At 28.7% G+C, this 12,525-nt stretch carries 11 protein-coding genes; 7 read left to right on the forward strand and 4 right to left on the reverse strand.

All coding sequences use genetic code 11. From position 1 onward, the window contains the following. The first annotated feature begins 55 nt into the window (after nt 1-55). From MKD41_RS05360 to MKD41_RS05385, 6 genes are all read left to right on the forward strand, one after another. The gene (locus tag MKD41_RS05360) at nt 56-346 is read left to right on the forward strand and encodes a hypothetical protein (RefSeq protein ID WP_240244412.1); all 291 of its coding nucleotides are present in this window, start codon (nt 56-58) and stop codon (nt 344-346) included. Beyond that, a complete protein-coding gene (gene mutL / locus MKD41_RS05365; RefSeq protein WP_240244413.1) occupies nt 346-2,160 on the forward strand; it encodes a DNA mismatch repair endonuclease MutL in 1,815 nt (604 codons plus the stop codon). The genes MKD41_RS05360 and mutL overlap by 1 nt, the downstream gene beginning before the upstream one ends. A gap of 22 nt (nt 2,161-2,182) precedes the next feature. Continuing rightward, the gene (locus MKD41_RS05370; RefSeq protein ID WP_240244414.1) at nt 2,183-2,917 is read left to right on the forward strand and encodes a rhomboid family intramembrane serine protease; all 735 of its coding nucleotides are present in this window, start codon (nt 2,183-2,185) and stop codon (nt 2,915-2,917) included. 1 nt (nt 2,918) lies between these two features. Then, nucleotides 2,919-3,764, forward strand: a complete 846-nt coding sequence (locus MKD41_RS05375; protein ID WP_240244415.1) for a rhomboid family protein — start codon at nt 2,919-2,921, stop codon at nt 3,762-3,764. A 2-nt stretch (nt 3,765-3,766) separates the two neighbouring features. Continuing rightward, nucleotides 3,767-4,798 (forward strand): endonuclease/exonuclease/phosphatase family protein, encoded by a 1,032-nt coding sequence (locus MKD41_RS05380; protein ID WP_240244416.1) that lies wholly within the window; start codon nt 3,767-3,769, stop codon nt 4,796-4,798. Between the two features lie 152 nt (nt 4,799-4,950). After that, on the forward strand, nt 4,951-7,077 hold the full coding sequence (locus MKD41_RS05385) for a S9 family peptidase (protein ID WP_240244417.1): 2,127 nt from the start codon (nt 4,951-4,953) through the stop codon (nt 7,075-7,077). Between the two features lie 121 nt (nt 7,078-7,198). On the opposite strand, the gene MKD41_RS05390 is transcribed toward MKD41_RS05385, so the two are convergent. From MKD41_RS05390 to MKD41_RS05405, 4 genes are read right to left on the reverse strand one after another with little or no spacing between them, the layout of a single operon-like run. Further along, entirely contained in the window at nt 7,199-8,395 is a 1,197-nt protein-coding gene (locus tag MKD41_RS05390; RefSeq protein WP_240244418.1) for a YeeE/YedE thiosulfate transporter family protein, read from the reverse strand. Nucleotides 8,396-8,403: 8 nt separating this feature from the next. Further along, nucleotides 8,404-8,919, reverse strand: coding sequence for a YeeE/YedE thiosulfate transporter family protein (locus tag MKD41_RS05395; protein ID WP_240244419.1), 516 nt, complete (start codon nt 8,917-8,919; stop codon nt 8,404-8,406). Then, the gene (locus MKD41_RS05400) at nt 8,916-9,590 is read right to left on the reverse strand and encodes a cytochrome b/b6 domain-containing protein (RefSeq protein WP_240244420.1); all 675 of its coding nucleotides are present in this window, start codon (nt 9,588-9,590) and stop codon (nt 8,916-8,918) included. Before MKD41_RS05400 ends, MKD41_RS05395 begins: the two co-directional genes overlap by 4 nt. A gap of 19 nt (nt 9,591-9,609) precedes the next feature. Next, nucleotides 9,610-11,226 (reverse strand): tetrathionate reductase family octaheme c-type cytochrome, encoded by a 1,617-nt coding sequence (locus tag MKD41_RS05405; RefSeq protein ID WP_240244421.1) that lies wholly within the window; start codon nt 11,224-11,226, stop codon nt 9,610-9,612. A gap of 460 nt (nt 11,227-11,686) precedes the next feature. Between MKD41_RS05405 and MKD41_RS05410 the strand changes: the two genes are divergently transcribed. Continuing rightward, nucleotides 11,687-12,475, forward strand: coding sequence for an aldose epimerase family protein (locus tag MKD41_RS05410; RefSeq protein ID WP_240244422.1), 789 nt, complete (start codon nt 11,687-11,689; stop codon nt 12,473-12,475). The last annotated feature ends 50 nt before the right edge of the window (nt 12,476-12,525 follow it).

The following is a 12,525-nucleotide window of genomic DNA, read 5'->3' on the forward strand; positions in this document are numbered from 1 at the left end:
GACCACAACTATATAATTCAGTAATTTTGGAAATTACTGTATAACCCATTTTTTTATGTTTGGTAAATTATTTAAGCCTCGTGCCCATTATGTTTTTGATTATAAGCCTCGTTATTATGACGAGCGTAAAGAACGTTTGGAAAAATTAGAGGATAAATATCATAAAAATAAAAAGCAAGATGAAGATAGTCCAAAAATAACTTTATCTAAAAACAACCTTAAAAACGATTGGGTTAAAAATAAAAGAAGCGCTACAGATAAAAGTACTAATTTAAGGTTAGCAATAATAATTGCTATTTTAGTTGGAATTGTAGCCTATATTTTTGAATTACATAAATTATTTTAATGTCGGATATAATTCAGTTACTTCCTGACCATGTTGCAAATCAAATTGCTGCTGGAGAAGTTGTTCAGCGACCTGCTTCTGTAGTAAAAGAGCTACTAGAAAATGCTATTGATGCTGGAGCTACAGATATTAAATTAATAATAAAAGATGCTGGTAAAATACTTATTCAGGTAATAGACAATGGTAAAGGAATGAGCCAAACAGATGCCAGACTAAGTTTTGAACGCCACGCAACTTCTAAAATTAAAAAAGCTGAAGACTTATTTAATTTACATACCAAAGGTTTTAGAGGTGAAGCCTTAGCTTCTATCGCTGCCATTGCACATGTAGAATTAAAAACAAAAGAAGAAAATGCCGATTTAGGAACTTCAATAAAAATTGAAGGAAGCACTTTAGTTTCTCAAGAGTCTATTGCTACAACCACAGGTACTTCTATTGCTGTTAAAAATTTATTTTACAACATTCCAGCACGTAGAAATTTTTTAAAATCAAATACTATTGAAACACGTCATATTGTAAACGAGTTTCAACGTGTTGCATTAGCACACCCAACTATTTCTTTTTCATTTTATCATAATGATAGTGAACTATATAACCTAATCTCTAGCAATTTACGTCAGCGTATTGTTGCAATTTTAGGCAAAAAAACAAATGAAAAATTAGTTCCAATTAATGAAACTACTGATGTGGTAGAAATTAACGGATTTGTTACAAAACCAGAATTTGCAAAGAAAAAAAGAGGCGAACAATTCTTTTTTGTAAATAACCGTTTTATTAAAAATGCATATTTAAACCACGCTGTTACTAGTGCTTTTGAAAATTTACTTTCTTCAGGTCATTTTCCAACATATTTTTTATTTTTAACAGTACCAACAAAAAGTATTGATATTAATATTCATCCAACAAAAACTGAAATTAAGTTTGATGATGAAAAAACCTTATATGCTATTTTACGTTCTACAATTAAACATAGCTTAGGACAATACAACGTTGCACCTGTATTAGATTTTGAAAGAAGTCCTTCGTTTGATACACCTTATAATTTTAAAGATAAAAAAACAAGTACACCAAAAGTACAAGTAGATCCAAATTTTAATCCTTTTAAATCTGAAGAGCAAAAAGCTATTAAATTTCCTTTTAAACGTGAAAAACCAGCACAATGGGAAAGTTTATATGCCGATATTGATGTAAACAATATTGAAGTTGAATCGAAACCAATAAATACTTCATTATTTACAGAAGAAAAAACAACAAATAAAACATACCAAATTCATAATAAATATATTGTAAGTAGTATTAAATCTGGAATTGTATATATAAATCAGAATTTAGCACACCAACGTATATTATATGAAGAATTTTTAGAGAATATTACCGTTAAAGAAGCAATGAGCCAACAATTGTTATTTCCTCTAGAAATTTCTTTTAACACCTCAGATATTGAGTTAATTAAAAATATTAAAGAAGATTTAGAAAACATTGGCTTTTTATTTGATAGCATTTTAGATGATACAATTATAGTAAAAGGAATGCCTGTAACTATAGTTGAAAGTCAAATAACAACAATTTTAGAAGAATTATTAGAAGCTATAAAAAATGACATTCCAGATACAAGTTTTAGTCAATTAGACATTATGTCTAAAAGTTTAGCTAAAAGTTTAGCCATTAAAACAGGAAGTAAATTAGATTTAAAAGAACAAGAAGAATTGGTAAATAAGCTGTTTTCTTGTAAACAACCCGATTTATCTCCCTTTGGAAAAACAACTTTTGTAACTATTAATATTGATGAAATAGATAAAAAATTTAACAACTAACACTTGTTAAAAAATGTAAATTATGGGAAGAATTACTGAAGCTGTTAAGCACATTATAATTATAAATGTAATTTTATTTATTGCACCACAACTTATTCAAGGATTTGACTTGCAAAGTATGTTTGCGCTCTATTTTCCTGAAAATGAAAAATTTGGGTTTTGGCAATTTGCAACACATATGTTTATGCACGGAGGATTCTCTCATATACTTTTTAATATGTACGGTTTATGGGCTTTTGGTACGCCTTTAGAACAAATGTGGGGACGAAATAAATTTATATTTTTCTATCTTTCTGCAGGTTTAGGTGCTGGTATTATTTATACTTTAGTTAATTATTACCAATTTAACGGAGTTTATGATCAACTAATAAATATGGGATTATCAAGTTCAGATATTCAAAATATTTTAAATACTGGTAGTTATGATAACCGTATTTTAGAAACGCTTTCAGAATCTAAATTGAGTGAATTTTATGCAACCTACCACACTCCTGCAGTTGGTGCATCTGGTGCAGTTTACGGAATTTTGGTTGCTTTTGGAATGAGTTTTCCAAATGCTAAATTAGCATTGATATTTTTTCCTGTACCTATTGCTGCTAAATACTTTATTCCTGCAATTATTTTAGGAGATTTATTTTTTGGAATGACTAAATATTCTATTGGAAATGTAGCACATTTTGCACACGTTGGTGGTGCTTTAATCGGATTTTTAATTGCTTGGTATTGGAAACAAAACCAATTTAAACGCTGGGATTAACTTGAATATAATTAACGACATAAAAGAAGCCTTTAATAAAGCTAATATTGTAGAAAAAATAATTTATATAAATGTATTTTTATTCTTAATTACAGTGCTCTCAGTTGCTTTTAAGAGTAATTTTATCATACAATGGTTTGCTTTGCCTACAAATTTTGAAAGTTTTTTATACAAACCATGGACTTTAATTTCGTATGCATTTATACACGAAAGGTTACTACATATACTTTCTAACCTGCTTATACTCTATTATATTGGAAATTTATTTTTAGATTTTTTCACAAAAAAACAATTTTTAAATTTCTACTTTTTAGGAGCTATTATAGGTGGTATTGCTTTTTTAACTTATAATTATTTTACAGTAAAAAACGGGGCTCCTTTAGGAGGTGCTTCTGCAGCTGTTAGTACTATTTTTGTTGCTATTGCTACAAAAATTCCAAGATATGCTATACAACTACGCTTTATTGGTAGTGTAGAGTTATGGGTACTTGCGGCAATATGGGTTTCTATGAGTATACTGCAATTAACAAATCCAGACAATGGTGGAGCAATTGCGCATTTAAGCGGTGCTTTGTTTGGATTTATTTATGCCAATCAATTACAAAAAGGGAACGATATAGGTAAATGGTTTGAAAATATTATAAATTATTTTACTAATTTTATAAAACCTAAAAAAAATTCGCCTTTAAAAACAGTTTATAAATCTAAAGGCCGTTATTCTAAAAATGATGTATCAATACCTAAACAACGAAAAATTGATCTTATTTTAGATAAAATCAGTAAATCTGGTTACGAAAGTTTAACACAAGAAGAAAAAGATTTTTTATTTAGGGCTGGAAAAAATTAAGTATGAAAAAGCTTTCAATATTAGATAAATTACTTTTTAGCATCAATTCTATATTGGCTGCTTTATTACTTATTTCTTATTTAGGAATTTATATTTCTCCAAATACATTTTCGTTTTTTTCATTTTTAAGTCTGACTGTACCATTTTTAATAATTATTAACCTACTTTTTGTATGTTACTGGTTGCTAAAATTGAAAAAACAATTTCTGCTTTCAACAATTATATTACTTATTGGTTTTCAATACATTGCTAAATTTTATAGCTTTTCTGAAAAAAAAGTACTGTTGAGTAAAGATATTAAAATTATGAGCTACAATGTACGAATGTTTAATTTGTACAATTGGATTGATGAAAAAGATGTAGATAAAAAAATATACGATTTTATCAATGAAAAATCTCCTGATATTTTATGTGTTCAAGAATTTCATCCATCTAAAAAATTGGATTTAAATTATCCTTACAAACATATTAAAATAAGTAAAAATCAAAATAATTTCGGACACGCAATTTTTTCAAAATATAAAATTATTAATTCGGGTTCTTTAAATTTCTCAAACAGTAGTAACAATGCTATTTTTGTTGATTTAGTTAAAGAAAAAGATACTTTTAGAGTGTATAATGTTCATTTAGAATCTCTAAAAATAAATCCTCAAAAAGAAACTTTAACACAAGAAAATTCAGAAAAATTAAAAAACAGAGTAGAAAATGCTTTTAAAAAACAAGCCAATCAAGCTACTTTATTATTAGAACATCAACAAAAAAGCAAGTATAAATCTATTATTTCAGGCGATTTTAACAACAATGCGTTTTCTTGGGTATATAACACGCTTAAAACCAATAAAAATGATGCCTTTGAAATAGCAGGTAAAGGTTTTGGAAATACGTTTGATTATAAATTTGCTTTTAGAATAGACTTTATTTTAACCGACAAAAATATTGAGGTAAACAATTATAAAACCTATCCTGTAAAATACTCAGATCATTTTCCAATAATGGCTCGTTTTAATTTTAAAAAAACACCAAGTGAACTTTAAGCAGTAGCAATTGACTGTTCAATTAACAGTTTTGGAGTTGCAGTTTGTGATAATTAATTTTACTAAGACATTTGATATTTAAATCAAAAAAAGATTAAAAAGGAACTGAAATATTTAACTTTACTTATTTATAACAAAAACCATAATTTCCAATGAAAAAATTACTTTCGTTTTTATTTATTTGCACCTTTATTTTAGGGTATTCTCAACAAAAAGAACTATCTATAGAAGATGCTGTTTTAGGCTATTATAAAGGATTGTATCCAAGTTCGCTATCCAATTTACAATGGGTAAAAAACAGCACTAATTATGTTTTTCTAAAAGAAAATGAGTATGTTTTTACAAGTGCCAAAACTGGTGATATTGTTGAAAAAACTAACTTAAATGATTTAAAAGAAGCATATCCTCAATTACAAAGAATGCCATACATTCAAGAAATTAATGCTAGTTCTTTAGCTTTTAGAACTAGAAACTCTATAGAAATTTTTAATTACAAAACAAATACAAAACAAGCAAGCATTACTTTTGATGACAATGCTGAAAATAACGAATATAATTCTAAAGCAAATGCTGTTGCCTACACAATTGACAATAATTTATACATTGCAACTGCTTCAAACCCAAAAATTACCGTAACAGAAATTGAAGATAAAAATATAGTTTCTGGACAAGCGATACACAGAAGTGAATTTGGAATTACAAAAGGAACTTTTTGGAGTCCGGAAGGAAATTATTTAGCATTTTATCAAAAAGATGAAAGTAATGTAACAGATTATCCTCTGGTAGATATTAACACCTACCCTGCTTCATTAAAAAATATAAAATACCCAATGGCAGGACAAGCTAGTGAACAAGCTAAAATTGGTATATTTAACCTAAAAACTCAAAAAACCACCTATTTAGATATTGATACTACAGACGAACATTATTTAACTAATTTGTCTTGGACACCAGACGAAAAATATGTGTTGATTGCTGAAATAAACAGAGGTCAAAATCACGTTTGGTACAATACATACAATATAACAACTGGCAAAAAAGTTGCTACACTTTTTGAAGAAACTAGTGATAAGTGGACAGAACCAGAACACGATGCAGTGTTTTTACCAAATAGTACAACTAACTTTTTATGGTTTAGCGAACGTGATGGCTTTATGAATTTATACCATTACACAACAGCAGGTAAATTAGTGAAACAACTTACAAAATTTAAATGGGTAGTAACTGATATTTTGGGTTTTGATGAAAAAGGAAAAAATGTTTTTATTACTGGAACTGGTGAAGATGCGAGAGAATCTCACACCTACAAAGTAAATATTAAAAATGGAAAATATACAAAATTAACTTCTGAAAACGGTTCTCATAGAACTAAATTAAGTACAAACGGTGCTTATTTAATTGACAGTTATAGCAATTTAGAAACTCCAAACAATACTTTAATAATTGACACCAAAAAAGAAACATCTACTCAAATATATACAGCTAAAAATCCTTTAGAAGATTATGCCATTGGAACTACAGAGTTTATAACTCTAAAAGGAAATGATGGAACAGATTTATATTCTAGAGTAATAAAACCTGCAAATTTTGATCCTTCAAAAAAATACCCTGTTTTAATTTATGTTTATGGAGGTCCACATGCACAAATGAATACAAATACGTGGCTTGGAGGTGCTAGTTTATGGATGCCTGCTTTTGCTACTTTAGAAAATTATATCATTTTTACTTTAGACAATAGAGGATCTGCAAATAGAGGTTTTGCTTTTGAAAGCAGTATCCACAGAAATTTAGGAGATCTAGAAATAGAAGATCAATTAACTGGTGTTGAGTATTTAAAATCTTTAAACTACGTAGATGCTAATAGAATTGCTGTAAATGGCTGGAGTTTTGGCGGATTTATGACTACAAGTTTAATGCTTCGAAACCCAGGAATGTTTACAACCGCTGTTGCTGGTGGACCTGTAATTGATTGGAAATATTATGAAGTTATGTATGGCGAACGCTATATGGATACCCCACAAGAAAACCCTGAAGGTTATAAAAAAGCAAAAGTTAGCAATTACATTAAAAATTTAGATGGTAAAATGCTAATCATACACGGAAGTGTAGATCCAGTAGTTGTACCACAACACAGTATGAGTTTATTACAAGAAGCTGTAAAACAAAAAACTCAAATAGACTTTTTTACTTACCCAATGCACGAACATAATGTAGGTGGATTAGACAGAGTACATTTAATTAAAAAAATGACGCAATATATTGTTGAAAACAACAAATAATTACGCTTACAACATTATAAGTAGAATTTTGCAATAAAAAAGAGGAAATCTAACATTAGATTTCCTCTTTTTTATAGAATATTTAGTTTAAAAGCTCATTAAAAACTAAATCAAATACTGTTTAACAACCTCCTTGAATTTTAACCTCTTTTACCTTTATTGGAGCCGATAAATTTTTAAGTGATTCTGTTAAAATATTCATTTTAATAATTAAATCCTTTCTGTAATTATAAATCTGCATTTCAGATTTTAAATCTTCATTTGGCATTTTAATATCAGTAGAAAATTTTTCTTTAAACGTTTTAGAATTTTCAGTTAATATAAAATTTTCAGAATTTCCAAGATAACTTGCCCACACATAAGTTTTTCTTACTAAACTTTCATCATCTGCATAAAAATAATTTGCTTTTAAGTTTTGGGTAAATACTTTATGCCATTCTCTATTTCCAAGCTCTTCAAACGGAATATTTATTGCCATAGGTAAATGATACGCTTCATATTCTTCTGGCGAACGAACATCAATTACATTAATTTTATAATAGTTATTTGCAATTTCAAACGCAAGGGCATCTGAATCAACTTCATTAAAAATAATATTTTGTTGTATTTTAGGATCTTCTATTTTTTGGGCAATAACTTCCTCTTTTGAAGGAGTTATTGTAATTAACACCAACGTTATAAATGCTAATGAAATACCCGATATATAAACTATTATTTTCTTTTTAGAAAAATTAGATTGACGCTTACTAACTTTATCTTCAATTTTATGTGTAAAGTAGAAAGCTAAAAAAGCAATTGCCGTAAGAAGAAATGCAAAAGCCAACTTAGACATACCAAGCATTTCATTCATTAATACGGGTCCCCAATTTTCAGCTAAATAAATAGTTTCAAAAAACGGATATGCTTCTGCAAATATTATAATTCCAATAGCAGATCCAAAAACAAATGCTAATCCGTCAATTTTGCCAATTGCAGCTGCACAAACACTTGTTCCTGGACAAAACCCTCCAATAACAAATCCTAAGCCCATAATGGCTCCACCAACCAATGCTGACCACAAAAAAGTAGGGTTTACATAGATTAAATTTAAATCTAAAAATCCAAAATGTGATAATAACAACACACCAATCATAGCAGTTACTCCTGCTGTAAAAAACACTTTAAGAACCGTAAAATCGTATCCGTAAAATAATCCTACTAATTTTTTTGTGGATGAAAATCCTGCTTGTTCTAATGCAAATCCAAAGCCTATACCCGATAAAAGTGCTATTACAAGGCTAAATTCGTTACTAAAAATGTAAGGTACTAATGGTCCCATATTATAAATTATTTTAACCAAAGATTTCTAAAAAAATATGCAAATGCGTATGCAGACCCAAATATGGCCAACATTGTAATTATGCCTCCAAACGACATCACTCCCATTCCGCTTAAAGCAGAACCACTGGTACAACCTCTTCCTAATTGTGAACCAAGTCCAAATAATAAACCTCCAAGTATGGCAGTTCCAATACGTGTAACTTCGCTTACTTTAGCTCCACGTTCTAGCTGTAAGCCAACACGATTAGATAAAACACCTGAAAAAAAAGCACCAATAACAACTCCTATAACTTCCCAAACAAGCCAATCTTTTAAGGGACCATCATGAGTTTCTGAAAATTCTTTCAAATATGTAGTGTTTGCTGTATGTTCTGGCGCTAATTCAACAATAGAACTTAGTGCTACACTTTTTACAGCTCCACTTGCACCTAAGCCTCTACCTGTAATATATATAGTTCCCAATAAAACTAATCCTAAAATTAAACCCGCCAAATACGGATTCATGTATGCTTTTGATTTCATTGTTTTACTTTTTTAGTTGGGTTAACATCATTCTTTTCTTCTTCTTTTTTCTCACTAGTTTTAGGCGTATCTTCCAAATCTTCATAACCTGTAATCATTGCATTTATGTTCGATGTTGGAGTTTCACCAGTAGTTGTCATATACACATGTACAATTAAAAATACGATCAATAAAATAGCTCCTAAAGTGTGCCAAAAGGCAATATCTTCTAGTGGATAATCTTCTACAATTACAATATTATTTTCATCAAAAGATTTATATAACATATACATAATTCCAGAAATTAAAGTCATTGGAATTAATACCAATTTAAAAGATAAGTACACCAAACGCTGTAGTGGATTTAATTTTCTTAGCTGTGTTTTTTTAGTAGGATGCTGTTTTCCTCTAAACATATCTACTAAATAATATCTTAGCTGTTCTTTTAAATTTTTTGTTGTTGGAATGTATTGTCGCCATTCTCCAGTAGTAAAATGCCAAAAAATAGAAATTACAATAAGCCCCAAAAGCAACCAAGAAGCAGTTCTATGAAATGCTACAGCTTTTTCAAATCCAAAAATATCAAAAGTGCCATGTACTTCGAAACCTGTAACGGCTAAAAACATAATTAATGAAGCTTGAGACCAATGCCAAAACCTCTCAAATCCTTTATAAATATATACTTTACTCATACTATTAATTTTAAACTTTTTATGAATCTAACCTATCTGGTTGTTCTTCTTTATTATGATCTATTACTTGTTTTTTATACCTGTTATGTTTAAGATCTTGCCCTATGCGTAACCCTGCATGACTTACTACTCCAAAAACGGCAAATATCAACAACCATTTACCAACTGCGTCTAACGTTTTATTAGTGTCTCTTCCTGGTAAATAAAAACCTGTTAAATTTTCTAAACGTCCACCAGTACGTGTATGGCAATCTACACAGCTTAATGCTTTATCTTTTGGTGAAACCATGTGATTTAAAGGCCAATAACTTTCAGTTTTTATAAAATCGAATTTACCACTATAAGGTTGACCTGCTATTTCCATTCCCTTTTTAGCCGCTGTTACCCAATTAAAATCGTTCCAATATGCACTATCACCTTTTTTATCACCATATAATAAAGGTTGAATTATACGCTTATATTCAGTGTCGTAAATTTGATTTCCTCTATGTATTTTTACAGGAATAATTTTTGAATTTCTATCGTTATAAGAACCATGAAGGGTATTCATTTTAACAACATCAGTAGTAATACTATCACCTAATCTATATTGTTCGGCTGTTCCATTAAACCATACATAATCTGGTTTTACATTTCTTTGCCAATCAAAAGATCCTTTAATTGATAGATAACTATGATTACCTAATGAATCTTCTATAGAATAAGGTTCACCATCTTTTAATTTTCCTGCATCAGACCAATTCCAAGACATTTTTGTTGAATTAACCTTAGCATACTCTGGAATATGGCAGGTTTGACAAGCTATTTTTGAACCATGACGGTTTAAAACATCGTTAAAATGAGGTGTTGTAGTATGACAATCTTGACATTTAGCGCGGTTAATATTGTTTGTTGATACCGAATAAAGTTTCCCTTTAATTTGATGATTTGTTGCTGTATGGCAAGCAACACACTCCATATTCATACCGTTTGTAGCCATATGAACATCTACTTCTCTATCGCATGAAAGTTGTGCCACTTCTAAATCTCCGTGTTTTACATTGTTTCCTCCTCCACTAAAAAAGTGACAAGAACCACAGTTATTTCTAGTTGGTAAACCAACACTTTGCGCTACATTTTCTAAATTAACTGTTCTATCTGGATAACCAGCCATTGAAGAACCTTTAAAATATTCTTCACTATTATCATGACAAACCATACAATCTACATTTCGTGCATTTGTAAAATCGTAATGGTTACTATCCATTCCAAAACCAATATGGCATTTAGCACAAGATTTTTCATTCGAATTAGCTCCAATACAAAAATTATTTAACACATTTTTTTTACCTGAAGCATAAACACCTTTACCCTTTACATACGAAAGTCTATCCCAATTCCAGTGAGATGAAGCCATTACTTCTTTATGAGTTTCTGTATGACAAGTAAGACACGTTTCTGTAACTTCTTGAGGTGTTTCAAACTTTTTATGTAAAACATCTAACTTATGATGATCAACTGATGGAACAGCTTTAAATGCATATTTTTGCTTTAACTGTTCTAATTTTAAATTAGCTGGCTCATCTTCATGAGAAACATTTACCGCTACTAACGTTGCAATTATAATCACAATTACAATAATTATAGATTTATACATGTTTACAAATTTTTAATTCACTTTATTAAAATTCTATAGTTCTGCATTCCGATTTAAAAAAGATAAAAAACCATATTTATATCTTTAATTATTATTTTTTATCGCTGTATCTTAAATTCAAAATATTTATAAGTCTAAATGTCTTAATACTTTACACATTGTTTTTATACAAATGTTACATAAAAAAAAGAGTAAAAATGTAGAAGCCTATTTTCTAATGATTTAGCTATATTTTGAAAATCTAATTTAAAATGATTCTAAAATAAAGTGGAATTTAAAACCTAAAAAAGATGAATTTTACACCTTTTAAGCTGTAAAATTGATTTAAAAAATTAATATTATAATGTATTTTCAACTTAAAGTTAAATTAAAATTTAAACATGGTTTTAAGTTTTATTAATTAATAAAATGATAGCTTATATTTGTATTTCAAAAAATAATTTTAGTCATTTTAAATACTATGATATTAATTAGCGAAGACAAAAACTCAATTATAAAAATTGATAAAGGAGAATTAATTAGCTATAAAAAAAATGGCGAAGAATTAATTCATCAAAAAAAGAATCCAGGTTGGAAAAATTCTGATACAGAAATGTTCCCAATAATTGGTCCAACTAACGCTAATAATTTTATAGTTTCTACTCCAAAAGGAAACTACAATCAAGACCAACATGGTCTTTTACGAGAATTAGAATATACGCTTTTTCATCAAGATGATACTAGTTTTGTTTTTCAAAAAAAATATGCCGCTTATACTGCCGTAGAAAACTCTAAATATCCCGATAAATCTACTGTCCGTTTAATTTCTTGGCCTTATAGTTTTAGTTTTCAAAAAAAAATTGAATTAGAAAATAATGGCTTAAAAATTTCATTTAAAATTAATACTGAAAAAGGAATGCCTTTTATGCTTGGTTACCATCCTGCTTTTATGTTAAATGGTAATTTAGATGAAGTAATTGAATCTAAAAACCAACAAATAACTATTCCTACAATTATTGAAGGTGGTAGTAAAGCCTTTTCAATTTTAAATACTAACGAAGTTAAATTAATTAAAAAAGAAGGTTATAATCTAGCTATTAAAACTAAAGGCTTTAACAATTTTATGTTGTGGACAGAGGTTTCTAATATGTTATGTATTGAGCCAATTACTGCGTATCCATATGTTGGTAAAGAAATGCTTTCAGAAAAATTATTTAACAAATCTAATGGATTAGATCAATTTGAAGTTTCAATCACACCTTACAGTTAACTTTCTAAAAGTGTTTAGATTACAATTAATTTAAACTTTATAAATTTTAT

Origin of the sequence: Lutibacter sp. A64 (assembly GCF_022429565.1) — a bacterium.
In the GTDB taxonomy this organism is placed as follows: Bacteria; Bacteroidota; Bacteroidia; order Flavobacteriales; family Flavobacteriaceae; genus Lutibacter.